This is a genomic window from Halopseudomonas salegens, assembly GCF_900105655.1.
GTDB lineage: Bacteria > Pseudomonadota > Gammaproteobacteria > Pseudomonadales > Pseudomonadaceae > Halopseudomonas > Halopseudomonas salegens.
Map to the genome: position 1 here is coordinate 3358537 of NZ_LT629787.1, position 24520 is coordinate 3383056.

At 59.8% G+C, this 24520-nt stretch carries 20 protein-coding genes; 8 read left to right on the forward strand and 12 right to left on the reverse strand.

Annotated elements, in window-relative coordinates:
• Nucleotides 1-2: 2 nt before the first annotated feature.
• A complete protein-coding gene (locus BLU07_RS15560) occupies nucleotides 3-437 on the reverse strand; it encodes a YeeE/YedE family protein (RefSeq protein WP_092388751.1) in 435 nt (144 codons plus the stop codon).
• Nucleotides 434-775 carry an ArsR/SmtB family transcription factor gene (locus tag BLU07_RS15565; protein ID WP_092388753.1) on the reverse strand — a complete coding sequence of 114 codons (342 nt, stop codon included), beginning with the start codon at nucleotides 773-775 and terminating at the stop codon, nucleotides 434-436. Before BLU07_RS15565 ends, BLU07_RS15560 begins: the two co-directional genes overlap by 4 nt.
• A 161-nt stretch (nucleotides 776-936) precedes the next feature.
• On the opposite strand from BLU07_RS15565, the gene BLU07_RS15570 reads away from it, so the two are divergent.
• The 6 genes from BLU07_RS15570 to BLU07_RS15595 are packed head-to-tail and all read left to right on the forward strand — an operon-like array spanning nucleotide 937 to nucleotide 8844.
• Entirely contained in the window at nucleotides 937-1149 is a 213-nt protein-coding gene (locus BLU07_RS15570; protein WP_092388756.1) for a sodium/glutamate symporter, read from the forward strand.
• Between the two features lie 34 nt (nucleotides 1150-1183).
• Nucleotides 1184-1957: an SDR family NAD(P)-dependent oxidoreductase gene (locus BLU07_RS15575; RefSeq protein ID WP_092388757.1), complete on the forward strand. Its 774-nt coding sequence runs from the start codon at nucleotides 1184-1186 to the stop codon at nucleotides 1955-1957.
• 6 nt (nucleotides 1958-1963) lie between these two features.
• Nucleotides 1964-5656 (forward strand): ATP-binding protein, encoded by a 3693-nt coding sequence (locus BLU07_RS15580; protein WP_092388759.1) that lies wholly within the window; start codon nucleotides 1964-1966, stop codon nucleotides 5654-5656.
• Between the two features lie 44 nt (nucleotides 5657-5700).
• Nucleotides 5701-6087, forward strand: coding sequence for a response regulator (locus BLU07_RS15585; protein ID WP_092388761.1), 387 nt, complete (start codon nucleotides 5701-5703; stop codon nucleotides 6085-6087).
• Complete coding sequence (locus tag BLU07_RS15590) at nucleotides 6080-7726, forward strand: diguanylate cyclase (RefSeq protein ID WP_092388763.1); 1647 nt, start codon at nucleotides 6080-6082, stop codon at nucleotides 7724-7726. The genes BLU07_RS15585 and BLU07_RS15590 overlap by 8 nt, the downstream gene beginning before the upstream one ends.
• On the forward strand, nucleotides 7723-8844 hold the full coding sequence (locus BLU07_RS15595; protein WP_092388765.1) for a response regulator: 1122 nt from the start codon (nucleotides 7723-7725) through the stop codon (nucleotides 8842-8844). The genes BLU07_RS15590 and BLU07_RS15595 overlap by 4 nt, the downstream gene beginning before the upstream one ends.
• Here BLU07_RS15595 and BLU07_RS15600 read toward each other — a convergent pair.
• From BLU07_RS15600 to BLU07_RS15620, 5 genes are all read right to left on the reverse strand, one after another.
• A complete protein-coding gene (locus BLU07_RS15600) occupies nucleotides 8841-9875 on the reverse strand; it encodes an NAD(P)H-dependent flavin oxidoreductase (protein ID WP_092388767.1) in 1035 nt (344 codons plus the stop codon). The genes BLU07_RS15595 and BLU07_RS15600 overlap by 4 nt on opposite strands.
• The gene (locus BLU07_RS15605) at nucleotides 9866-11815 is read right to left on the reverse strand and encodes an acetoacetate--CoA ligase (protein WP_092388769.1); all 1950 of its coding nucleotides are present in this window, start codon (nucleotides 11813-11815) and stop codon (nucleotides 9866-9868) included. The genes BLU07_RS15600 and BLU07_RS15605 overlap by 10 nt, the downstream gene beginning before the upstream one ends.
• On the reverse strand, nucleotides 11812-15156 hold the full coding sequence (locus BLU07_RS15610; RefSeq protein WP_092388771.1) for a bifunctional diguanylate cyclase/phosphodiesterase: 3345 nt from the start codon (nucleotides 15154-15156) through the stop codon (nucleotides 11812-11814). Before BLU07_RS15610 ends, BLU07_RS15605 begins: the two co-directional genes overlap by 4 nt.
• 124 nt (nucleotides 15157-15280) lie before the next feature.
• Nucleotides 15281-16309 carry an aminopeptidase gene (locus BLU07_RS15615; RefSeq protein ID WP_331457068.1) on the reverse strand — a complete coding sequence of 343 codons (1029 nt, stop codon included), beginning with the start codon at nucleotides 16307-16309 and terminating at the stop codon, nucleotides 15281-15283.
• Nucleotides 16297-17187, reverse strand: coding sequence for a LysR family transcriptional regulator (locus BLU07_RS15620; protein ID WP_092388775.1), 891 nt, complete (start codon nucleotides 17185-17187; stop codon nucleotides 16297-16299). The genes BLU07_RS15615 and BLU07_RS15620 overlap by 13 nt, the downstream gene beginning before the upstream one ends.
• Before the next feature lie 99 nt (nucleotides 17188-17286).
• On the opposite strand from BLU07_RS15620, the gene trpB reads away from it, so the two are divergent.
• Together trpB and trpA are read left to right on the forward strand one after the other, a co-directional pair.
• Nucleotides 17287-18495 carry a tryptophan synthase subunit beta gene (gene trpB, locus BLU07_RS15625; RefSeq protein ID WP_092388777.1) on the forward strand — a complete coding sequence of 403 codons (1209 nt, stop codon included), beginning with the start codon at nucleotides 17287-17289 and terminating at the stop codon, nucleotides 18493-18495.
• Nucleotides 18492-19316 carry a tryptophan synthase subunit alpha gene (gene trpA, locus BLU07_RS15630; RefSeq protein ID WP_092388779.1) on the forward strand — a complete coding sequence of 275 codons (825 nt, stop codon included), beginning with the start codon at nucleotides 18492-18494 and terminating at the stop codon, nucleotides 19314-19316. The genes trpB and trpA overlap by 4 nt, the downstream gene beginning before the upstream one ends.
• A gap of 477 nt (nucleotides 19317-19793) precedes the next feature.
• Here trpA and aroE read toward each other — a convergent pair whose 3' ends face one another.
• The 5 genes from aroE to BLU07_RS15655 all read right to left on the reverse strand — a co-directional run bounded on the left by aroE (nucleotide 19794) and on the right by BLU07_RS15655 (nucleotide 24408).
• The gene (aroE, locus tag BLU07_RS15635; RefSeq protein ID WP_092388781.1) at nucleotides 19794-20600 is read right to left on the reverse strand and encodes a shikimate dehydrogenase; all 807 of its coding nucleotides are present in this window, start codon (nucleotides 20598-20600) and stop codon (nucleotides 19794-19796) included.
• Nucleotides 20600-21523, reverse strand: a complete 924-nt coding sequence (hemF, locus tag BLU07_RS15640; protein WP_092388783.1) for an oxygen-dependent coproporphyrinogen oxidase — start codon at nucleotides 21521-21523, stop codon at nucleotides 20600-20602. Before hemF ends, aroE begins: the two co-directional genes overlap by 1 nt.
• A 20-nt stretch (nucleotides 21524-21543) precedes the next feature.
• On the reverse strand, nucleotides 21544-22101 hold the full coding sequence (locus BLU07_RS15645; RefSeq protein ID WP_092388785.1) for an L-threonylcarbamoyladenylate synthase: 558 nt from the start codon (nucleotides 22099-22101) through the stop codon (nucleotides 21544-21546).
• A 74-nt stretch (nucleotides 22102-22175) separates the two neighbouring features.
• On the reverse strand, nucleotides 22176-23291 hold the full coding sequence (gene dprA / locus BLU07_RS15650; protein WP_092388787.1) for a DNA-processing protein DprA: 1116 nt from the start codon (nucleotides 23289-23291) through the stop codon (nucleotides 22176-22178).
• Between the two features lie 91 nt (nucleotides 23292-23382).
• A complete protein-coding gene (locus BLU07_RS15655; RefSeq protein WP_092388789.1) occupies nucleotides 23383-24408 on the reverse strand; it encodes a LysM peptidoglycan-binding domain-containing protein in 1026 nt (341 codons plus the stop codon).
• Nucleotides 24409-24520: the final 112 nt, after the last annotated feature.

A 24520-nucleotide genomic window follows, 5' to 3' on the forward strand; every position in this document is an offset into this window, starting at 1 on the left:
GTTCAGGCTCCCATCACATGACGAACAATATAGACCATGGCAAAGCCACTCCCCATAAAACTCAGGGTGGCCACCAGCCCGCGCAGGGACAGCCGGGACAGGCCGCAGACCCCATGCCCACTGGTACATCCGGAACCCAGCCGGGCGCCAAAACCAACCAGCAAGCCGGCAACGACCAGCGCCACTGGGCCTGCCTCGATCACCACGGTCGGACGCGCATGGACCAGCCAATACAGCAGGGGCGCCAGCAGCATCCCCAGTACAAACAGCAGGTTTTCGCTTTTGCCCTGCCAGGGCCGGTTCAACAAGCTGCCAACAATGCCGCTTATACCGGCAATGCGGCCGTTCATGACCACCAGCAAGCCAGCGGACAAACCGATAAGGATGCCGCCGAGCAACGCACTCCACGGCGTGAAATTGGCCCAATCGATGCTCATACGGATGCCTCGTCACAGAACAGTTGATACAGAGTTTGCAGCACAGCCAGGGCTTCCGGGCTGTCGATGCGATAGAAAATCTGCTTTCCTTCGCGGCGAGTGGCCACCAGGCCTTCCCGGCGCAGCACGGCCAGCTGCTGGGACAGGGTCGGTTGCTGGATACCGACCGATGCTTCCAGTTCACTGACATTGCGCTCGCCAGCGACCAGCTGGCAGAGCAACAACAGGCGGTCACGGTTGGCCAGGGTTTTCAGCAACGCCTGTGCCTGATCGGCCGAGGCGCGCAGCCTGGCAATATCCAGTTGGTCAGCGCTAGGGGACAGGGCAGGGGCAGTCATGACGGCTCTCCAGATACTTAATGCACATACAATATATTAATTAATATATTATTTTCAAGTAAATTGATCTGAATCAAGCCGGTGCCTCTGCCGTGGTGCAGACAGCTGCTTTGCGGGTGACGAACTGCTAATCTCGGGGTTACCTTATACCGGGAAAGGCCATGGATACCCCCTCACTACTGATCAACACCCCGACCACGCTGGCATTGGCAATCATCGCCCTGTGGCTGGGCTATCAGATCAACCGTCGGGTAGTCTGGCTGGAGCGCTACAACATTCCTGCCGCCGTCAGTGGCGGCCTGTTGATCAGCAGCCTGATTGCGCAGTATTCAGCCCGCCGTTGTCACTGTTCAGGCTCTGCTATGCTGCGATAATGCCTGGCCACCCACCTGAATCTGGAACCGTCGCATGACCGCTTCGTCTTTTTCCCTGTCGCAACACACTGCCCTGATTACCGGTGCCTCCAGCGGCCTCGGTGCCCACTTCGCCCAGGTAATGGCGGACGCCGGCGCCCGCGTGGTGCTGGCCGCGCGGCGGGTCGAGCGCCTGCAAAGCCTGGTCAGGGAACTGCAAGGGCAAGGCCATCAGGCCATGGCCGTTGCCATGGATGTCACCGACGCCGACAGCGTCGAGGCGGGGTTTGCCGCTGCCGAACAGGCCTGGGGGCGGGTGGATATTCTGGTCAACAATGCCGGTATCGGTGACCCGGTGAAATTCCTCGATATGAGTGAAGGCAGCTGGCGCAGCATGCTGGATACCAACCTGGATGGCGCCTGGCGTGTCGCTCATCGGGCCAGTGTCGCCATGGCCAAAGATGGCAAGGGCGGCAGCATTATCAATATCGCCTCGATTCTCGGCCTGCGCGTGGGTACGGCCCTGAGTCATTATGCCGTGGCCAAGGCCGGGGTTGTACAGCTAACCAAAGCCATGGCGCTGGAGCTGGCGCGCGAGAACATTCGCGTCAATGCCATTGCCCCCGGTTACTTCCGCACCGAGATGAACGGCGACTATTTCGATACCGAGCACGGCCAGAACTATATCCGCAGCAAGGTACCCATGCGCCGACTCGGGCAGCTGGATGAGCTCACCGGGCCGCTCCTGCTCTTGGCCAGCCCGGCTGGCAGCTTCATGACCGGCAGCGTACTGACCGTCGATGGTGGCCATGTCACTAATAGCCTGTAGCCCCCTATGAACAAATTGCGCGCCAAGTCACGGGCATCCAGTCGCCTGATCATGCTGCTGGGTGGCCTGTCCCTGGCATTGTTTTTTGCCTTTCTCACGGCCTGGGGCTGGCAGCAGCGAGAAGCCCAGTGGGCGCAATACCTGAATACCCAGGCAGAAGTGCAACGCCTGGCAGTATTACAGGCGCAGTATGGTCTTGAACAGCAGGCCCTGCTGTTGGCTGAACAATTGGCTGCTGACTCCACTACCCAGGAGTGGGTGCGCACACTGGCGGAGCTGATTGACCGTTTCGGGCAGCAGGATCCTCGCGTACTCGAACAGCGCCAGGAACTGCAGCGACATTTACGTTCCCACTGGCTGTATTTGCGCAACAATGGCGCCAACCAGCTGCACATACATTTGGCGCCTGGCGTCGTCAGCCTGTTGCGCATGCACCAGCCAGAAAAGTGGGGTGACCGGCTGGATCACATACGTCCTCTGATTGATCAAGTGCAAAAGCAAGGCCATGCCCGCCATGGTATGGAGATCGGGCGTTTCGGTTCCGGTATACGCGGTGTGGTCCCTATTTTTTCGCAACCCAACAACCAGGGTACCGTGGTTGGAAGCCTGGAAGTCGGCTTCGGTATGCTACCGGAGCTACGCCAGCTGGACCGCGAACTCGATGCCGGTCTGGCCCTGCTGCTCTATGCACCAGCGCTTGAGAATGTCATTGCTGATTACCGAAATGCCGGGCTGATCGCCCAACCGAAGGATCGCTGGTTGCTGGATCAGCATTCGCGTCGTGAAGTGCTGCACTGGCATGCCCAGGGTCAGATTCCCGATCCGGATGAGCAAACCCGACACCAGGTCGTCAGTGCTGACGGGCGTGATTTTCTGTTGACCCTTATCCCACTCCACGATGTCGCTGGCGAACTGGACAGAGAGCGCCCGGCCGCTGCCGCCGCTCTGGTATGGAAAGACATCAGTGACGCCCTGGCCACGCATCATCAGGATCAGCGTGTGCTGGTACTGCGCTGGTCTCTGGCGTTTCTGGCTGCCATGGGCTTACTGCTGACCCTGCTGTTGGCCATGCGTCGGGTGGTAGAAAAACAGAACCGGCGCCATCGCAAGGCAATATGGGCAGAAAGCCAGCAACGTGAACAGGCACGGCAATTACTGGCGATCATTACCAGCACGCAATCAGCCTATATCAGCGCGCAAAACCCACAGGACAGTTTTGCCCGCTTGCTCGAACGCATTCTCCAGTTGACAGACAGTGAGTTCGGCTTTGTCGGTGAGGTATTCAACAACGAGCAGGGCGAGCCCTATCTGAAAACCTACGCCATCAGCAATATCGCCTGGGATAGCGACAGCCTCGACGTCTATCGCCAACAAGCGCCCCAGGGCATGGTATTCAGCAAGGTCGACACCCTGTTTGGCGAGGTTCTGACCAGCCAGCAAGCGGTGATCAGCAACAACCCGACGAACGACCCGCGCAGTGGCGGCTTGCCCCCGGGCCACCCGGCACTGCGCAGCTTTGCCGGTCTGCCGATCCTGTTTGGCGACACTATGGTCGGTATGATCGGGCTGGCCAATCGCGACGCCGGCTATGACAATGCACTGATCTCTTTTCTCGCACCATTGCAACGCAGCCTGGGACAGCTGATCCATGCCCTGCGTGAAGATCGCGCACGACACGACGAACAGACCAGACTGGAGCGTCAACGCCAGGCATTGCGGGCACTCAACGACATTGCAGCGGTACCCAACCCGGGCCTGTTGCAGCGTCTGCATCGCGTCCTGGAGCTTGGCTGCAGCTACCTGCAGGTAGAGATGGGTATCGTGACCGAGGTGCAGGGCACTCACTATCAGGTCATGGCTCAGCACGCGCCAGGGCAGGATTCACTGGAAGGCGTGCACTTTGAGCTCTCGCTCACCTATTGCAGCCTGGCATTGCAACATGGGGATATTCTGGCGATCCATCACATGGCGCAATCGTCGTTCAAAGACCAGCGTTGCTACAAACAATTTGGCCTGGAAACCTACATCGGTATACCGCTACTGGTTGATGGTGAAGTCTTCGGTACATTGGCCTTCAACAGCCGTACCCCGCGCGACAAGGTTTTCGATGATACTGACATGGAATTCATGCGTCTGTGCGCGCGCTGGATCGGCAGCCTGCTGGCAGAGTCACAGGCCGAGCAGGAACGCACTGCCCTGCTGCAACGCTTCAATAAACTCTCGCGCCATCTGCCCGGCGTGGTGTATCAATACCAACAGAATGCAGACGGGCATAGCTGGTTCCCGTTCAGCAGCGATGGCGTCAAAGAAATCTACGGCGTCACTCCGGAACAGGCACTAGTCAGCGCCGAAGCGGTGTTCAATCGCCTGCATCCGGAAGACGTGGAAGAGGTTGCCCGCTCGATTGAAGTATCCGCGACCAACTTGTCTGATTGGCAAGCGACCTACCGGGTTATTCACCCACACCGCGGTATTATCTGGGTCGCAGGCCACGCCACGCCGGAGCGTCTGGATAACGGTGACACCGTCTGGCATGGCTTTATTACCGACATCAGCGAAACACGCGCACGCGCGGATGAAATCAAGGAAGCCCGAGCCTTCCTGCGTGCGGTCATCGACTCGGCAACGGAAGTCGCGATCATTGCCACGGACGCGCAGGGCCTGATCACACTGTTCAATCCCGGAGCCGAGCGTCTGCTTGGCTACACGGCCGACGAGCTGATTGGTCGGCAGACACCGGCACACTTCCATCTTCAGAGTGAACTGCTGACACGCCATGTCGAGCTGTTCCCGACAGCGTCATCACGCACTCAACTGATGCAGGTCTTTTTGCACCCAGCCGGGCAAGGGGTGGTTCAGAGCCGAGTCTGGTCCTACGTGCGCAAGGATGGCGAGCAACGCCAGGTCAACCTGTCGGTGACCCCGATCAATGCCGCCGATGGCAGCCTCAATGGTTTGCTCGGGATGGCCACCGACATCACCGAGCAGCTGCGCGTGGAAACCCTGAAAAGTGAATTCATTTCTACCGTCAATCATGAGCTGCGCACCCCACTGACGTCAGTGATCGGGGCCCTTGGCCTGCTGCGTGGGGGTGCGCTGGGCGCAGTCCCCGACCCCATGCGCCGCTTGCTGGATATTGCCGAACAGAACACTCAGCAACTGAACGCATTGATCAATGACCTGCTTGACCTGGACAAGCTGAGTGCCGGACAGATGCCTTTTGATATTCAGTGGCTATCGGTGGAAGAAGCCTTGCAACAGGCAATTGCAGTCAATCAGAGCTATGCCGAGCGCTACCGGGTCAATCTGGTGCTGGTTCAACCTGTGCCCGCCGCCCGGATCGCTGCCGACCCCAGGCGCCTGGCCCAGATCCTGGCCAACCTGTTATCCAACGCCTGCAAATTCTCTCCTTCCGGAGCCAGCGTCAGCCTCCAGGCTGAGTGGCAGGCCGATAAAATGCGCATCAGTGTCACCGACTGTGGCATCGGTATTGCGCCCGAGTTTCATGCACGGATTTTCCGCCGCTTTGCTCAGGCCGATGGTTCCAGTACCCGGCAGCACGGTGGCACCGGCCTGGGCCTGGCCATCAGTCGCGAGCTGGTACGGCAAATGGGGGGTGATATCGACTTCAGGTCGACACCGGGGCAGGGATCCTGTTTCTGGTTTACCCTGCCAGCGCATAGTGCCCCTGAGGAATAAGCCATGCCATACTTGCCGGCAACACCGCTAGTGAAACAGAGCCCATGACCACATTGCAGCGCATTATGCATATCGAAGATGATCCGTCGATTCTGGAAGTGGCCAAACTGGCCCTGGAACTGGTAGGCGGTTTTGAGGTGTGCAGTTGCCCGTCCGGGGCTGCCGGCCTGGAAGCCGCGCCGGCTTTTGCCCCTCAGCTGATTCTGCTGGATGTGATGATGCCCGGCATGGATGGCCCGCAAACCCTGAAAGCCCTGCGGCATGTTCCGGGGCTTGAAAATACCCCGGTGGTATTCATGACCGCCCGCTCGCAGACCCGCGAAGTCGAAGCCTATCTGGACCTGGGCATCGCCGACATCATCGTCAAGCCATTCGACCCTATGCAGCTGGCAACGCAGATCACGCAAATCTGGGAGCAAAGCCATGCCTGACAACCCGTTGCAGGCGCAACTGGCACAATTGCAGGATGACTGGCTGCAGCGCTTGCGTATCGAGCTGCCACGCCTTGCGGAACAAGCCAACGCCCTGATCCGGCAGCCTGATATCGCTCCGGATGCGTTGCCGCTACTGCGTGACCAGCTGCACAAGCTTGCCGGCTCGGCCGGAACCTTTGGCTACCCGGCATTGGGGCAGGCAGCCAGAGAGCTCGAGAAGTGCTGTCAAGAGCTGCTGCGCCAGAGCCCGGCCGACCTGTCTGCCTGGCACAAGTTGGCCAGTGACGTAGACCATCTGCAAGCGCTGCTACAGCCAGAGGAATTTCAGGCAACCCCGATACTCGAGCCAACCACCGCCCCAGAGCGACTTCAAGTGGGCGTGCTGGTCATTGAAGATGACGGCGGTTTGTTAGCCGATATTGATCATACCCTGAGCAATTACGGCTACAACACCTTTGGCCTGAACGCCCCGGAGCAGTTGGCGCACCACCTGCAAAGCGCGCAGCTGAATGCCTTGCTGATCGATATCAGTCCCGGCAGTAGCGGCGCGCAACTGATGCCGGAACTGACCCGGCTGCAGGCGGAGCGAGCACAGCCTTTACCCCTGCTGGCGATCAGCAACCAACGCGACTTTGCCACCCAACTGGAGGCCATTCGTGCTGGTGCGGTTGGTTTTTTCCCCACTCCGGTAGACCTCATCGCACTGGAAGACTGCCTCAACCGTTATACCCAGCCCCATCAGGACGCCGCCTATCGCGTTTTGCTGGTGGATGATGACCAGGCTCTGGCGCAGCGATATTGTGCTGTGCTGCAGGCTGCCGGCATGCTGGTCGACTGGGTCCAGCGACCCGAGGCCTTGCTGGACCGGTTGCATGACTTCCACCCCGATCTGGTGCTGATGGATATCCATATGCCGGATTACAGTGGCATAGAACTGGCGCAGCTGATTCGACTGAACGATCACTGGTTGCGGATACCGATCATTTATCTCTCCGCAGAAACGGACAGCAGTCAGCAGCTGGCCGCCCTGCTCAAGGCTGGTGACGATTTCGTCAGCAAACCGATCAGCGATCAGACGCTGGTGGCGACTGTCTATGCCCGTGCCCAGCGCGCCCGCCTGGTCAGCCATGCGCTGACCCGAGACAGCATGACCGGGTTGCTCAAGCATGCCGACATCAAGGAACAGGTGGAGCTTGAAGTTGAAAGGGCCAGACGCCAACAACTTCCGGTGAGTATTGCCATGGTCGATCTTGATCATTTCAAACGGGTCAATGACAACTACGGGCACGCGGTAGGTGATACCGTGATTCGGGCCCTGGCCAGTCTGTTGCGCCAGCGCCTGCGACGTATCGATGGCATTGGCCGCTATGGCGGGGAAGAGTTTGTTGCCGTACTGCCCAATTGTACCAGCCAGGATGCACAGGACATCTTCGATCAGATTCGCGAAGCCTTTGCCGGACTGGTGTTCCGCACGGCTGATGGCAACTTCCAGTGCACTTTCAGTGCCGGTATCAGCGCCTGTGAGGCACCTGACTGGGAGTGTGAAGACCTGCTCGAAGTGGCCGACCAGCGTCTGTATCTGGCCAAGCGCAACGGTCGCAATCAGGTTATCTGCCGACATCAGGCCAGGACATGAAACATATCTGCATCATTGAGGATGACCCCTGGCTCGGCCAGCTACTTGAGCTCAGTTTGCAGCAGGTTTTCAGCAGTGCCGACATCAATCGCTTTGCCAAGCTGCAGCCGGCTCTCAATCATCTGCGCGGGCAACCGCTGGACCTGTTGATCAGTGACCTGAAACTACCCGATGGCAGTGGGCTGGACGCTCTGCAGCTGGCCGCCCAGCGACGCCCACACAGCCACCGTATTCTGGTTACCGCGCACATCGAGCGGCACAGCGTGCAAGCGGCACGCCGCGCGGGAGCCACTGACTTTATTGCCAAGCCCTTCACTATCGACAACTTGCTGAACCGTTTGCAACGGTTAGGCGCCAGCCCCGGACAAGCTCCCGTTGCCACCGATCTCGCTGATCTTGATCACTTTCTCGGCCAGCGGCTGCAGCAAACCCTGTACTTGCCCTGGACCCATCAAGCGCAGCACACCTTGATCAGTCAGTTGCCCGACGATGCGCCGGCACGCGAAATGGTTCGCCTGGCACGCCTGGAACCCATGTTGTGTGCCGAACTGATTGCTACCGCCAATCAGCTCAACCCGGATGACAAGGGTTATGACTGTCTGAGCGTGGAAGCTGCCCTGCGTCAGCTCGGGCCCGATAACAGTCAACGTCTGTTGCGTCAGCTGCTCAGCACCCGACCGGTTCTCACTGAACCCGTGCTGGTCGGCCTTGCCAGCAATCTGACGGAGCAGCAAAGTCAACTGGCCAAGTCCCTGATCCGGCTGGCCGGCAATTTACAGGCAGACCCCGGGGTGGTTCGCGCGGCCATCAGCCTGTGCCGCATCGGCGAGCTGTCGGTACTCTGTGCCATGCAAAACTACATCAATTACGGCCAGCATCCGGATGCCGCTGAATTGCCTGTCTTGTTGCACAAATACGCCAGTGAATTCGGCAATCAGTTGAAAATACGCCTGAAACTTCCCTTCCCGTTACGCCAGCTGATCGGTGCCTTGTTCGTCCTGCCGAAAACCCAGGTTCACAAGGATCAGATCATTATGCGCATTGCCGCACTGGAAACCGGACTGTCCGACAGTCCAAACGAACTGACACAACTCAAACGCCAGATCAAACTGGCTTAATCCAGTCCGGATGCCAACCATAGCGTCAGCTCAGCCGCCGAACGCGCCCTGTCGGGTATATGCTGCCCGGCCCATAGCGGTGAAAAATCACTACTGCCGTCTGCTTCTGCCGCCTTGCGCAATGGCGCCAAGGCATTGCCGGCCAGCGGAAAAGCCGGAACCTGCTGACTCATCGGCCCTTGCTCACGCATCAGGCGATTGACGATACCGCGTGCCGGGCGGCCACTGAACAGGTTGGTCAGGGCAGTATGCTCGGCACCAGGAGCCTGCAAGGCCGAACGGTGTAGCGCACTGGTATTGGCCTCGGGGCTCAACAGATAGGCAGTGCCGATCTGCACCGCCCTGGCACCGAGCCTCAGGGCGGCGTTTACTCCGGATGGATCAGCAATACCGCCCGCGGCAATCACCGGCACGGACACTGCCGCAACAATCTGCGGCAATAGAGCGAACGTCCCCACCTGGGTAGTTATATCACTGCTCAGGAACATGCCACGATGGCCACCGGCTTCCAGTCCCTGCGCAATAATCAGGTCCGCACCCTGTTGCTCCAGCCACTGCGCCTCGGCCACCGTGGTGGCACTGGCCAGCACCCGGCAACCCAGTGCTTTGACCTCGGCCAACAGGTCGGCCGCCGGCAAACCAAAATGAAAACTGACCATTGGCGGTGGGCTGGCCGCCAGCACCCCCAGTTGATCGCGACTGAAAGGCTGCCGACCAGCGCCAGCAGGAATCTGTCCGGCATCTACACTCAGCTCGGTGAAATAAGGGGCCAGGCAGTCGCGCCAGCTTTGCTCCACCGCTGCATCGGCAGGTTGCGGCTGGTGGCAGAAGAAGTTCACATTCCACGGGCCCTCGGCGGCCTGCATCCGCTGCAGCTCGGCGGCCAGGGCCTCGGCATTGAGCATGGCTGCCGGAATAGAGCCGACACCCCCGGCAGCACAGACCGCCAGCGCCAGTCGGCTATCCTGCGAGCCGGCCATGGGGGCCTGAATGATCGGTAAACGACTGCCGAGCGGGTTGCTTACTGCCATAACTGCTCCAATTGGCTGATCTGATCCAGCGCTTCCGGATTGGCCAGCGCTTCGCGGTTGTCCACGCTGTCGCCACGCAACAGGCGAGCGACCGCCAATTCAACCTTCTTGCCGCTGCGGGTGTAGGGCACTGACGGGATAGCTGCAATCACTGCCGGCACGTGGCGCGGGCTGGCATTGTCACGGATACGTTGGCGAATCTGTTGGCGCAGTGCGTCATCCAGCTCCTCACCGGGATTAAGCACCACCAACAGAATAACCCGCACATCCCCCTGCCAATCCTGGCCGACCACCAGGCTGTCGGCAATCGCCGGCAGGGTTTCCACCTGTCGGTATATTTCTGCGGTGCCGATGCGCACGCCGCCAGGATTCAGTGTGGCATCACTGCGACCATGAATAATACAACTGCCGTCGGCGGCAAACTCGACATAATCGCCGTGCGCCCAGACACCCGGAAAACGGGAAAAATAGGCCTGCTGATAGCGTTCGCCCTGTGGATCATTCCAGAAGCCCAGGGGCATGCAGGGTGCCGGCTGGGTACAGACCAGTTCACCGCGTTGGTCGATCACCGCCTGGCCGGTTTCATCAAAGGCCTCGACCGCCATGCCCAGCATCCGGCACTGGATACGCCCACGGCGCACCGGCAGCAGTGGATTGCTGCCCACGAAGCAGGACACGATATCCGTTCCACCGGAGATCGAGCCCAGCAACAGATCGGATTTAGCCGCCTGATAGACCCAGTCAAAATCTTCCGGCAACAGCGGAGAGCCGGTGGAGAGCAGTACCCGCATGGCACTCAGATCATGCTGCTGGCCCGGCACCAGGCCGGCATTGCGGCAACTGCCAAGAAACTTGGCGCTGGTACCGAAATGGGTAATGCCTTCCGCTTCTGCCAGTTGCCACAGCCGTTGCAGATCGGGGTAACCGGGATTGCCCTCAAACAACACCAGGCTGGCGCCGGTGAGCAGGCCGGAGGCCAGCCAGTTCCACATCATCCAGCCGCAGGTAGTGAAATAGAAGAGCACATCCGCCGGGCCCAGATCGGCATGCAGCATCAGCTCCTTGCTGTGCTGCAACAGGGTGCCGCCGGCACCATGCACAATGCACTTGGGCACACCGGTGGTACCGCTGGAGTAGAGAATATATAACGGGTGATCAAAGGGCAGGGGAGTGAACAGCGGCCGCGCACCGGCATGGGCTGTCAGTACATCGGCCCAGCTCAGACAATCGGCGGGCAACGGCAGATCCGGCAGCAGCTCGATCATCACCAGCTGTTCGACACTCGGCAACCGGGCGCGCAGTGCCTGCATCTCGGCGCGCCGGTCGTGCGTCTTGCCGCCATAACGGTAGCCATTGACCGCCAGCAGGAGTCGCGGCTCGATCTGGCCAAAGCGGTCCAGAATCCCGGCCTGACCGAAATCCGGTGAGGCCGAGGACCAGATGGCACCAAGGCTGGCACAGGCGAGCATGACAATGATGGCTTCTGCCGTGTTGCCCATCACCCCGGCAATCCGATCACCGGGCTGAATGCCCTGTTCCCGTAACCAGGCGCTCAAGGCTGCCACCTCGTCCAGCAAAGCAGCACGGCTCCAGCGCTGCACCGAGCGCGATTCCGCATAGGCAATCAGCGCTGGCTGGCTGGCATCACCATGCAGTGCATGCCGCAGCAGGTTCTCGGCAAAGTTCAGCTGTGCGCCGGGAAACCAGTGGGCGCCCGGCATACCGCCTCGGGCCAGGGGCTTGACCGGTGGTTGATGACTGTAGACGCCGGTGAACTCCCAGATGCTTTGCCAGAAACGACCCACATCAGCCACCGACCATGCATGCAGTGCGGCATAATCAGCGAATGGGCCATGCCCGGCAGCCTGCAAACCATCCCGATAATGGGCCATTTGGCTGTTGGCAGCCCCTGCGTCAGGTTGCCAGAGAACATCGTTCATGTGCTGAACACCTCATAGCTGGTGATATAGGTAGTGGCTAGCTCGGCTGGCAGAGGCCTGCTCAGCAGATAGCCCTGCGCGATATCGCAGCCTTGCCGACGCAGAAAGTCGAGTTGCTCACGGGTTTCCACCCCTTCGGCCAGGGTTTGCATCCCCAGGCTTTTGGCCAGGTTGATGGTCACATTGACAATGGCTGCGTCATCATTGGTTGCGCTCAGATAGCGGATAAACGACTGATCAATTTTCAGGGTTTGCAATTTATAGCGCTTGAGGTAGCTGAGGGACGAATAACCGGTACCGAAGTCATCCAGCGCCAGACGGATACCCTGTTGATGCAGTTGCTGCATGATACTGACGGCCAGATCGGGGTCCTGCATGGCAATGGTTTCAGTCAGTTCCAGTTCGATGCTGCCGGCAGGTAGCTGATACTGCCGCAGCAAGCTGGCTACCTGGACGGCCAGGTCCGGCGCATTGAACTGGGCAGCCGAGAGGTTGATCGCCATGCTCAACCAGGTATGTCCGGCAGCATGCCAGCGTCCGAGTTGCGCCATTGCCTGCTCGATCACCCAATCACCAATCGGCAGAATAAGACCGCTGTTTTCTGCAACCGGGATAAACTCGGCGGGTGATACCTGACCAAGTTCCGGGTGCTGCCAACGCAACAGGGCTTCAAAGCCAAGCAAGCGTCCCGTTGCCAGCTCATGTTGCGGCTGATAATTCAGGCTCAGCTGGTCCAGTTCAAGCGCCCGCCGCAACGCATTCTCGATTTCCAGGGTACGCACATAATGGGTCTGCAAAGCCGGGGTAAAGAAGCTGAAGGCATTGCGACCCAGCGCCTTGGCCCGGTACATGGCGATATCCGCCTTGGTGTGCAGACTGCCCAGATCCAGCGCATCGTCCGGATACAAGGCAATGCCAATGGAGGCGGTCACCACCAGCTCATGCCCCTGGGCCGCAATCGGATCGGCCAGCAACTGCAGAATATGTTCGGCGATCTGGCTGGCACCATTGGCGTCGACTTCCGGTAGCAGCAGCATGAATTCATCACCACCGGAGCGGGCCAGCGTATCTTCATCCCGCAGAATCCCCTGCAACCGTCTGGCAATGGCGACCAGCAGCGTATCGCCCACTTCATGGCCCAGCGAGTCGTTTACATTCTTGAAGTTGTCCAGGTCGATATACAGCAACGCCACCTGACTCTGGTGCCGTGCCGCCAGGCTGAAGGCCTGCGCCGCGCGCTGTTCCAACAAGGGGCGATTGGGCAATTCGGTCAACGAATCATAATAGGCCAGACGATAGATCCGCTGTTCGTCCTGCTTGCGCTGGGTGATGTCATTGATCACCGCCAGATAATGGCTGACCTGACCCTGCTCATCCAGCAAACTGCTGATGGTCAGCCATTCCGGATACAGGCTGCCATCCTTGCGCCGGTTCCAGACCTCACCCTGCCACTGGCCTTCAGCATCGATATCACGCCACATGCGCTGATAGAACGCGCGATTGTGCCGGCCGGAAGACAGGATGTTCGGGTTTTTACCCAACACCTCGGCTTCAGGGTAACCGGTAATCCGGGTAAACCCCTTGTTGACCATAACGATACGCTGCTCGGCATCGGTAATCAGAAAGCCATCAGTGCTTTGCTCGAAGGCGCGGGTGGTCAGGCGCAAACGTTCTGTGGCAGCCACCTGTTCGCTGAAGTCCATCACTGTGCCGACGAAACGCCCACTGCGCTCACCCTCGGCACTGGTGATATAGCGCCCGCGGACCAGTAGCCAGACCCAATGACCGTCCGCATGACGTACCCGTACTTGATCCTCATAGAGTGCCAGCGACTGGTCGCGCATGTAGCGCACAAAGCGGCGCACGGCTCGCGCCTGGTCAAGCGGGTGGATCAGACGCACCCAGACATACCAGATGTCGGATCGCTGCGCCGCCGACAGCGTCTGTGGATCCATTCCCAACAGAACAAAGTATTCATCATTGCAATACAGCGTATTGCTATGGGTATCGTATTCCCAGGCACCGGTATTGGTTGCCGACACCTGGGCTTCATAACGCGCGAGGTTATCCCGTGCCGTTTGTTCCGCTTCAATTCGCTGGGTAATATCCCGCGACAACACCACGAATACCGCTGGTTCACTACCCGGCTTGCGTGCTACCGACAATTCATACCAGCGCTCGCCACAGGTTGTCGGCAACTGAAAGTACTGCCCGGTGGACCAGCCCTGATCGTTGGCCTCGCGCAACGCAGCCATTACCCGGCTTGCCGACTCGGCTGGCATCACATCGCTGACGGTACGCCCGCGGAGTTGACCAAAGGGTGCTTCCAGTCGTTCCGGATGTGAGTAATACGCCAGGTAAGTACCGGCCAGATCCAGCTCGAACAGCAGGTCGGGGATGGCACGAATGATACCTTCCGTGCGTTGGCGCCCCTGCTCGATAGCAGCAGTGCGAAGCGCCACCTCATGCTCCAGGTGCTCGCGCTGCCAGCGCACCCGCAACATCGAGAGCATCAAATAAGCCAACAACAGGCTGACCAGCAAGGCGAGGGTCATGCGCATGGCCAGATAGGGCAAGCCGCCATCCGGCTCCTGTTCGATACGCAGCTGCCAGCGGCTGTTGGGTAATTCGAAGTTGCCTGTTATGTAGTTGTCTGCCAGTACTTCCCGGTTGCTCAGAACCGTCTCGTAGCGATCACTCAAGGAATCAAAGCGCAGCACGCGATAACCATAGCCACGATCCTGCAAATGCTGTAAATCAGCCGACTGGCTGAGTTCCTGTATACCCACCAGGACACTGACCAGCCCCCAGAACTGGCGCTGCTGATCATCTTCGACAAAGACCGGAACGCGGCCAACAATCACCTCGCGATTATCGGCCAGTGTGACCAGGGACGAGATCGTCAGGCTTTCCCGATCGACAGCCAGCCAGGCATCCCTTGCGGTTTGCGGGTCAGCAAACAGATCACGGCCCAGGTTGGCGGCATTTCCCTCCAGCGGTGCGATCATGTCAACCACGCCGCCGGGAGCCAGACCAACCATCAGTACGCCCGGATAATTGCGCAGCAACTCGGCACTGAAGCGTTCGAAGTCGTTGAACTCGCCGCGGGTAAAGCGCACTACCCCGGCAAGCGCATCGGCCACACTGAAAGCACGAATGAGGTGGTCCTGCAGACCCTGGGCATGCAGTTCAGCCAGCGAATCAGCCTCACGTTGCTGCACCTGCTGCTGGTAGTCATGCAGACTGAGCACGACGACCGTCGCCAATGCCAGGCTGAGACTGAACACCAGTCCGGCATAGGCCCAGTAGCGGGCGGGCAGTTTAAAGAATTGATCAACCATCGAGACTCACATACCGAGAGGCGCTGTTGTTGTTTGACGTCCCGGTCGGGTTACTGCTCGCGGCCTTTCAGCAGGGCAGTACCTGACCGACATTGTCGCATAAATCCCTGTAATACTTGTGGTTTCACTGGTGCTTGCGCAAAACCCGTAGCCGCTCCTCTGTTGTCAATCGCCCCACCTCTGCCACTCTGGCGTGAAAAGCAGACCAATCGTCACTGGCTTCGGCAAACAGTGCCGCAAAGGCTGGCACCCATTGATCATATAACCCAAAGGGTAGCAGACTGGCATTATTCAGCTCGCCGGCAAACCAGTGATCAAAGCGCGCGCTGCCCGCCCAGTGTTGATCGCGCCATTCAGCGTAATCGGTCCGCAACCGCGCAAAACGCTGATCGCGCTGACGACGCAAGGCCTCAGCTGCCAGCGGCTGGGCGTATATCCGCTGCAAATCTTCCCGAGCCGCCAGCATCAACTGGACAAACGCCTGATGCTGCTTTCGTTCTGTTTCTGTCGGTTCCGGCCAGCCTTTCAGTTTGCGCCACTCGCGCAATCCCTGCTGCTCGACAAAAGTGGCATAGGATTCATTGAATGCGGTGTCATCACGCACAAAAAAGTGCTGATGCGTCAATTCGTGAAATATCAAACCCACCAGTTCTTCGTCACTCCAATGCAACATGGAGCTGAGCACCGGATCGTCATACCAGCCCAGGGTCGAATAGGCCGGTACTCCACCGATATACACCTGTTTACCACGCGCCCGCCACTGCGATGCCGCTGCCTCGGCGTCCGCCTGGGCAAAATAGCCGCGGTACCCGACGCAACCCAGCCACGGATAGCACTGTTCGATGGCATCCACCGACAGCTCCGGGGTAACAAACAGATTCCATAACACAAAGGGTCTCGGCAATGCGCTATAACGGGTATAGCTCAGGTTGTCCGGCAGTGCCATTCGCGCACTGGCAAACTGTCTGGCTTCCAGGGCCAAAGCCAACCGCCGTTGCAACGCCGGGTCAGCCCCGGGATCATCCAGAATATCCTCGATCGGCACCGCCAGCCGCATTACCTCACGCTGCCCCTCCCAGGCCTGGTGCAGATAGCCCAGGCTGGTGCAGCCACTCAGCCCCAGCAGCATCACACCCAGGATCAGTCCGCGCACAGTGCCCCCTTGAGCCATTCCGCCAACTCCCGCGCTGCAGCTTGCGGCTGACGCGCCGGCACCCACAGGCTCAGTTGATTGCCGGTTGCGACAAAGCCCCAGGGCGCCAGCAAGCGGCCGGCCGCCAGGTCATCAGCTACCAGCAATTGCGGTGCAATGGCCACACCCAGTCCGGAAAGGGCTGCTTCGAGCAAATAGTACAAATGTTCAAAGCCCTGCCCCTGCTGAATCTGCGCCGGGTCCAGCCCACTGGCTTTGGCCCAGTCCGTCCAGGCCTGCGGCCGCGACTGGGTATGCAGCAAGGGTTCCTGCAAAAGCACTGCTGCTGGTTGGTTATGCAGGCCAGCCGCACGTGCAAAGCGCGGGCTGAATACCGGACCGATGCGCTCCTCGGCCAACGGATATACCTGCATATCCGCCGGCCAGGGTGGCGCAGCAAACAGCAGGGTAGCGCTGACGCCCGGGCGGCGGGGGTCCATTTCACCTTCACTGGCCGATAAATGCAGATTGAGCGCCGGAAGCTCAGTGTTCAGGCGATCCAGGCGGGGAATAAACCAGCGCGCCAGCAGGCTGCCCGGGCAGGCGAGCAGGAAGGGAGCAGCCAACTCGCTGGCGCGGACTTCGCCACAGGCCAGACGCAAACGCTCAAAGGCATCCTTGACGGCGCTCTGCAAATGTTGGCCGGCGGGGGTCAGACGAATACCGCGCCCCACCTTGTCGAACAGCGCCACACCCAGCTCCTGCTCCAGCAGGCGGATCTGGCGGCTGACGGCACCGTGCGTTACATGCAGTCTGGCTGCCGCCTGGCTCACACTTTCCAGCTCGGCAACACTCTCGAACACCCTGAGCGCATTGAGTGAAGGAAATTCTCTGGCCATAGAATATGTCAACTTTTCTCACAGGTTTCGGCCAGCATATCGCTTTTTTAACCGCTCGGGCAGGCCTATTGTGTGCGCATGCTTCCAGAGGAGGATGTCATGCAATCCACTACCTTTACCCAAGGCGCCGATGCCCAGGGCCAGTTCGGTCAATTTGGCGGCCGCTTTGTTGCCGAAACCCTGATGCCGCTGATTCTCGATCTGGAACAGGCATTCAATCAGGCCATGAGCGAGCCGGACTTTCTGGCCCAGTTGGACCGCTTCCATGCCGAGTTCGTCGGACGCCCCAGCCCGCTGTATTTCGCCGAACGCCTGACCGAACAATATGGCGGCGCCAAGATCTACTTCAAGCGTGAAGAGCTGAATCACACTGGCGCGCACAAGATCAACAATTGCATCGGCCAGGTCTTGCTGGCCAAGCGAATGGGCAAGACCCGCATCATCGCCGAGACCGGCGCCGGCATGCACGGCGTGGCAACCGCCACCGTGGCTGCCCGCTTCGGCTTGCCCTGTGTGGTCTACATGGGTGCCACCGATATCGAGCGCCAGCGCGACAATGTTGCGCGGATGCGTCTGATGGGCGCCGAGATCGTGCCGGTCACCTCCGGTCGCGGCACGCTGAAAGATGCCATGAACGAGGCCCTGCGCGACTGGGTCACCAATGTCGACAACACCTTCTACATGATCGGCACCGTCGCCGGCCCACACCCGTACCCGACCATGGTGCGTGATTTTCAGGCCATCATCGGCCGTGAGACCCGCCAGCAAATGCTCGCCCGCGAAGGCCGCCTGCCAGACAGCCTGGTTGCCTGTATCGGTGGTGGTTCCAACGCCATGGGGCTGTTCTACCCCTTTCTTGACGATGCCGACGTACACATCATCGGTGTAGAAGCTGCTGGCCACGGCCTTGAAAGCGGCGAACATGCGGCCAGCCTCAAGGGCGGCCAACCCGGCGTACTGCACGGCAACCGTACCTACCTGCTGCAGGATGACGACGGCCAGATCGCCGATGCGCATTCAGTGTCTGCCGGCCTCGACTATCCCGGTATTGGCCCAGAGCACGCGTGGTTGCATGAGCAGGGTCGAGTTGAATACGTCGCGGTAACCGATCAGGAAGCCCTGGATGCTTTCCATAACTGCTGCATGAAAGAAGGCATCATCCCGGCTCTGGAAACTGCCCACGCCCTGGCCGAGGTTGCCAAGCGCGCACCGACACTGCCCAGCGATCACCTGATGGTCGTCTGCCTGTCCGGTCGCGGTGACAAGGATATGCCCACCGTATTGCGCCTGATGGAGGAAGCCCAATGAACAACCCACGCCTGGCCAAACGCTTCGAACAATTGCGCAGCGAACAACGCGCTGCGCTGCTGACCTACATGTGTGGCGGCGACCCGAACTATGCCGACAGCCTGCAATTGTTGCTCGGCCTGCCAGCCGCCGGTGCTGACATCATCGAACTGGGCATGCCCTTCAGTGACCCGATGGCCGACGGCCCGACCATTCAGGCCGCTACCCAGCGTGCCCTGAAAAACGGCCAGACCCTGCACAAGACGCTGGAAATGGTCTGCCGCCTGCGCCAACATGACATGGAAACCCCGGTGGTGCTGATGGGGTACTACAACCCGATTCACCGCTTCGGCCCTGCCACTTTCCTCGGTGCTGCCGCCAGTGCCGGTGTTGATGCACTACTGATCGTTGACCTTCCCGCCGAACACGACAACGAACTCGGCCCGGTGGCCCGCGAGCTGGGCATCGATATGATTCGCATGACCACGCCGACCACGGATGCCAAACGCCTGCCCAATGTACTCAACGCGGCCAGCGGCTTTATCTATCACGTCGCCCTGAACGGCGTCACCGGTGTCGGCCAGGCCGAAACCGAGCAAGTCGCCCGTAACCTCGACGCCATCCGCAGCCAGACCGACCTGCCCCTGTGCGTCGGCTTCGGCGTCCGACGCCCGGAACAGGCCGCCGCCTTCGCCCAAATCGCCGATGGTGTTGTGGTGGGTTCAGCCTTGGTGGAGTGTTTGTTGGAACAGGGTGTTGAGGCAGCTTTGGCGCTTACCCGTGAGCTGGCTGAGGCTGTGCGTGGGGTTGATCCTTCATTCAAAAAAGCCCACGCAGGTTAATGTGTTATGCCTGTGCCGCAGCATTGCCGGGGAGCCCTATGGTGGACACGCCGTGAACCCTTCCATGGGGGCTCGTAGATGCCATCCATGGCATCTAACGGTCCACCATAGGGCTCCCCGGCAACACTGCTCTTACTGTGCATTCTGATAGTTTAATGAGTACCTACCTCAACTCAACTTTTTGCTTCAAACCAAAATATCGACTTCAACGGAAGTTTAAAGCAGAAGCTCCTGCCACTTTCGCGTTTGAGGGTTTCTATCGCCTAACTCTGATTCGACTTAACCTCAACATTGGGTAAAAGCTGGAAGGTGGGGGTGAGGTTAGAAGAATGCACGGACTACACTGCCGAGTTGGCGTACTGCCCGGCTGGACCGTTAGATGCCAGGGATGGCATCTACGAGCCTACAGGGAAGTATTTACGGCGTGTCCAGCCGGGCAGTACGCCAACTCGGCAACCCTGCACACATTAAATATTCCTATCGCAAAGCTTCCAAAACTGCTTGAGTCTCAGGCCGCACACCGCGCCAGAGCAAAAAAGCCTCGGCAGCCTGTTCGACCAGCATGCCCAGCCCATCGATACAGCGTGCCGCATCGTGCTCGGCAGCCCAGCGATTGAAAGCGGTGGGGGCTTTGGCATACATCATGTCGTAGCAGACCGTGTGGCCGGGCTTGATCAGGTGGGTAGAAATGGCTGGGACGCTGCCGCCAAGACTGGCTGACGTCGCATTGATGATCAGATCCACCGGCTCCTCGATCCACTCAAAGCCCGCCGCACTGATAGGCCCCAGATCAGCGAACAGGGTAGCCAGTTCCTCCGCCTTGCTCACGGTACGGTTGACCACGCAGAGTTGCTCCGGCCCTGCCGCCAACAAGGGCTGAATCACCCCGCGTGCCGCACCACCGGCACCCACCAACAGAATACGCAGCCCCTTGAGCGGCAGCTGGTTGTTTACCTCAATATCGCGCACCAGCCCCTTGCCATCGGTGTTGTCGCCCAGGAGCGTGCCATCGGGCAAGCGCTGAATGGTATTCACCGCGCCGGCGCGTTCCGCCGCCGGCGTGTGCTGGTCCACCAGCGACCAGGCCTGCTCCTTGAAGGGTACGGTAATATTGACGCCCAGACCGGTCGCCAGAAAATCACGCAAGGTGCCGGCAAAGTCATCCAGCGGTGCCAACAGGGCGCGGTATTCAAGATCCTGTCCGGTTTGTCGGGCAAAGAGGGCATGAATCTGCGGTGACTTGCTGTGCTCGATCGGGTTACCGATAACCGCATACTGGTCCATTATGTTGCCCCCTTGAGCCAGTCACGCGGCGGCAGGAACTCCTCGACCAGGCGCGCTTCTTCGCTGCCCGGCTCCGGTTCCCAGTTGTAAGCCCAGCGCACGGTTGGCGGCAGCGACATCAGAATCGACTCGGTGCGTCCGCCGGTCTGCAGGCCGAACAGGGTGCCGCGATCCCAGACCAGATTGAATTCCACGTAACGACCACGCCGGTATTCCTGAAAGGCTTTCTGCTCGGCGGTATAGGCCAGGTGGCGACGGCGCTCGATAATCGGCAGGTAAGCGTCAAGGTAGGCGTCGCCAATGGCGCGCAGGAACTCGAAGCAGCGTTCAAACCCCCACTCATTCAGGTCATCGAAGAACAGCCCACCAATACCCCGGGCCTCGTTGCGGTGCTTGAGGTAAAAGTACTCGTCGCACCACTGCTTGAAACGGGGGTAGACCTCGGCACCAAAGGGCGCGCAGGCGTCGTGGGCGACCTGGTGCCAGTGCACGCAGTCGTCTTCATTACCGTAGTAGGGCGTCAGGTCAAAGCCGCCGCCGAACCACCAGACCGGGTCGGCATCGGGCTTTTCGGCAATGAAAAACCGTACGTTGGCATGCGATGTGGGGATATGCGGGTTTTCCGGGTGCATGACCAGAGACACGCCCATGGCCTGAAAGCTGCGCCCGGCGAGTTCAGGCCGGTGCGCAGTGGCAGAAGGCGGCATGCCGTCACCAAAGACATGGGAAAAACCCACACCGCCTTTCTCCAGTACCGCCCCCTTTTCGATAATCCGCGAGCGACCACCGCCACCACCGGGGCGCTGCCACTCGTCCTCGCGGAAGTCTGCCGTGCCGTCAGCGGCGGCCAAGGCGCGACTGATACGCTCCTGCAGGTCCATCAAATAGCTTTTGACGGCGGCAACATCGGTGGGACTGGGCATATCCTTCACGGCAGACTCTCTCAGGCAGGGCGGATGACTTGTTCGGTACGCAGGTCCCTGATGATACTGGGGTTACGCTGGCGACCCAAGGACCCGGGTACGATGGCGTCCAGTTGCTGGTGAAAATACTGCTCTACGCGCAAGCGTGTGCGCGCCGCCGGGCGGCCGGAGGGGTTGGCTGACGTCGAAACCAGCGGCCCGGTGCGGGCACACAGCTGACGAATCAACGGGTGGTCACTGACCCGCAGGGCGACGGTAGCGTGCTCACCGGTGACCCAGAGCGGGAGGCGGCCCTGGTGCGGCACCAGCCAGGTATTCGGCCCCGGCCAGGACAGGCGCAATTTGGCCAGTTGGCCTTCCGGCAGATCCCAGAGCAGGAAATCGAATTCATCGATATCACCCGCGACCAGAATCAGGCCCTTGCTGACCGGACGCGCCTTCAGCGCCAGCAGATATTCCACCGCGTCTGCCTGCCAGGGATCGCAACCCAGGCCCCAGACGGCCTCGGTCGGATAGGCAATCACGCCACCTTCGCGCACGATCTGCGCCACTCTGTTACACCGCCAGTCCGCCAGCATGCCAACTCCTCAACATTCGCACCGGCAACAAGAACCGGCCTATGGGGCGACACTAGCCGGTTGCCAGCACAAGCTCAAGTAGCTTGCCGGCAATAACCCTGCGGGCTGTTGATGACCTGACCGTCGAGTTCCAGCTCCATCAGACGTTGCAACACCTGATGCACCGGCAAGTCAGTTTGCAGGCTGAGCCAATCGGCGGTTACCGGCTCGCTATCCAACCAGCGAAGCAAGGGATCTTGCCTGGCTGCGGGACCCGCTGCAGCGGCCTGACTGGCACTCAGGGCAGCGACCAGGGGTAGCTTCAAGACTTGCAACACATCCTGCACACACTCCACCAGGTGAGCGCCATCACGCAACAACCGGTGACAGCCGCGAGCCTGCGGGTTATGGATGGAGCCAGGCATGGCAAACAGCTCACGATTCTGCTCCAGTGCCAGCCGAGCGGTAATCAGGGAACCGCTGTTGAGGCTGGCCTCGACCACCAGCGTACCGAGGCTCAGCCCGCTGATAATTCGGTTTCGAGTGGGAAACTGTCCGGGTTGCGGTCCCATATCCGGCCAGAATGTCGACACCAGGGCTCCACCCTGCTCAACGATGCGTTCAGCCAGGTGCGCATGGCGTTTCGGATAGCAACGCTGCAAGCCGGTACCCCAGACAGCCACCGTCTGGCCACCGCCATCCAGTGCGCCCTGATGGGCGGCGGCATCAATACCTAATGCCATGCCACTGGTGACGGTCAGACCAGCCTGCGCAAAGGCCTCGGCAAAAGCGCGCGCCGTACCGCCACCGCGCGGGCTGGGATGACGGGTGCCAACCATGGCCAACTGCGGGTCCTCCAGCAACGCCCGATTGCCGCGGACAAAAAGCACCAGAGGCGGGTCGGCAATTTCGTTCAGTTGGGCAGGGTATCCGGGCTCATTCAGGCACAAAAGGTGATTGGTACTGTCTGCCAACCAGTTCTCAACAACCTCCAGCCGCTGGGGTAACGCACTGTTTCCCTGCTGTAATTCGAGCAGTGCGTCGACCGTGGCTGGCCGCAGCCCCAATGCACGCAGGCTGGCTGGTGCGAGATCAAACACAGCAGTGAGGTCAGTCAGTTGTTCACGCAGGCGCTGCAGCGATCGTGGCCCCAGACCGGGCAACAGGGCAAGCAGCAACCAGCGACGCTGACCGGGGGAAAGACAAGACATGGCAGATCATCCTTGATCGTTTAAAAGGAAAAAAGCCCGTCATCGGACGGGCTTTGCAGTACCACATGGCTGGCTGATGCCAGCCGATGACTCAGGGGTTGCGAACCTCATCCATGATCGCCATCTGGCGACTGGCGTTAACCACAACACCATAGCTCATCTTGTCATAGACGCGGAAAGCCATGAGCAGGCCGGCACGCTCGGCAGGCAGGCGTACACGCTCGTTCTGGATACGATCACGCACCAGTTCACCGGTCTTGTGGATAGCCAGAATATTGCCTTCTTCCAGGCCGTCACGGGCACCCTTGTTGATGATCACGACATCATACAGACCGATCTGGGTCACGCCATTGGGCACATCCAGAATCACGCCATCAATGCTGGTGTTCGGGTCACTGGGGAAAAAAGTCGAGGCCACCGGACGCTCTTCAGTCTCCAGCAGACGATCGCCAATGCGAACTTCCTGACGGCTGCGGCTAATATCCAGGGTAACGATATCCTCATCAATCGCACGTACATTGGCGTTGCCGATATCCTGAATATGCAGACCGAGGTATTCGCCGGTTTGCGGATCCGTGTAGCTGCTGCCACGACGGTAAATACCGAAGGCACGGCTGTTGTCGTCGACTTCGCCACGGGCATATACCCGACCACCAGCGCCCTGAATGACACTTTCCGCCTGGCCACCAATCACATAGGGAGCCTGCTCCATGGTCGCAGGATCGTCCAGAATGCGTCCGGCCTGGAGAAAGGCATTGATCGCTTCCAGGGGAATGGTCGGAATGGCTTCGGCAACCGGGGTGCTGCGAACACCTGGCGACAGTCGAATGGTTCCGCCCTGACCTCGCGCCACAGTCAGTCTCGGCTGACCATCAATGTAGACCAGTGAAACAACATCACCCGGGTAGATCAGATGCGGATTGTCTATTTGCGGATTGGCGTGCCAGATTTCCGGCCATTTCCAGGGCAGGCTGAGAAAGCGCCCGGCAATATCCCAGAGTGTATCCCCGCGCACCACGGTATACTGCTCCGGGTGACCGTCTCTAAAAACAGACTCCTGCGCCATGGCCCAAAAGCTCATTGACAGCAAAAGGAGGCCGACTAGTGTTTTCCTCATGACATGAATCCCTTTATTATAGAGGCCAGCATCCTGGTCCGAGACGACGCACTTTGCCGGACCTGTTGATTTCCTAGCTGCTAGCCATCTTAGCAGCACCCACTGGATTTAT

Coding starts and splice junctions, on each gene's coding strand:
- BLU07_RS15600 (WP_092388767.1), bottom strand. CDS start 9,875: ATGGCAGTAAGCAACCCGCTCGGCAGTCGTTTACCGATCATTCAGGCC.
- BLU07_RS15580 (WP_092388759.1), top strand. CDS start 1,964: ATGAACAAATTGCGCGCCAAGTCACGGGCATCCAGTCGCCTGATCATG.
- BLU07_RS15595 (WP_092388765.1), top strand. CDS start 7,723: ATGAAACATATCTGCATCATTGAGGATGACCCCTGGCTCGGCCAGCTA.
- aroE (WP_092388781.1), bottom strand. CDS start 20,600: ATGGACCAGTATGCGGTTATCGGTAACCCGATCGAGCACAGCAAGTCA.
- BLU07_RS15575 (WP_092388757.1), top strand. CDS start 1,184: ATGACCGCTTCGTCTTTTTCCCTGTCGCAACACACTGCCCTGATTACC.
- BLU07_RS15590 (WP_092388763.1), top strand. CDS start 6,080: ATGCCTGACAACCCGTTGCAGGCGCAACTGGCACAATTGCAGGATGAC.
- dprA (WP_092388787.1), bottom strand. CDS start 23,291: ATGTCTTGTCTTTCCCCCGGTCAGCGTCGCTGGTTGCTGCTTGCCCTG.
- BLU07_RS15620 (WP_092388775.1), bottom strand. CDS start 17,187: ATGGCCAGAGAATTTCCTTCACTCAATGCGCTCAGGGTGTTCGAGAGT.
- trpB (WP_092388777.1), top strand. CDS start 17,287: ATGCAATCCACTACCTTTACCCAAGGCGCCGATGCCCAGGGCCAGTTC.
- trpA (WP_092388779.1), top strand. CDS start 18,492: ATGAACAACCCACGCCTGGCCAAACGCTTCGAACAATTGCGCAGCGAA.
- BLU07_RS15560 (WP_092388751.1), bottom strand. CDS start 437: ATGAGCATCGATTGGGCCAATTTCACGCCGTGGAGTGCGTTGCTCGGC.
- hemF (WP_092388783.1), bottom strand. CDS start 21,523: ATGCCCAGTCCCACCGATGTTGCCGCCGTCAAAAGCTATTTGATGGAC.
- BLU07_RS15605 (WP_092388769.1), bottom strand. CDS start 11,815: ATGAACGATGTTCTCTGGCAACCTGACGCAGGGGCTGCCAACAGCCAA.
- BLU07_RS15655 (WP_092388789.1), bottom strand. CDS start 24,408: ATGAGGAAAACACTAGTCGGCCTCCTTTTGCTGTCAATGAGCTTTTGG.
- BLU07_RS15610 (WP_092388771.1), bottom strand. CDS start 15,156: ATGGTTGATCAATTCTTTAAACTGCCCGCCCGCTACTGGGCCTATGCC.
- BLU07_RS15585 (WP_092388761.1), top strand. CDS start 5,701: ATGACCACATTGCAGCGCATTATGCATATCGAAGATGATCCGTCGATT.
- BLU07_RS15570 (WP_092388756.1), top strand. CDS start 937: ATGGATACCCCCTCACTACTGATCAACACCCCGACCACGCTGGCATTG.
- BLU07_RS15565 (WP_092388753.1), bottom strand. CDS start 775: ATGACTGCCCCTGCCCTGTCCCCTAGCGCTGACCAACTGGATATTGCC.
- BLU07_RS15645 (WP_092388785.1), bottom strand. CDS start 22,101: ATGCTGGCGGACTGGCGGTGTAACAGAGTGGCGCAGATCGTGCGCGAA.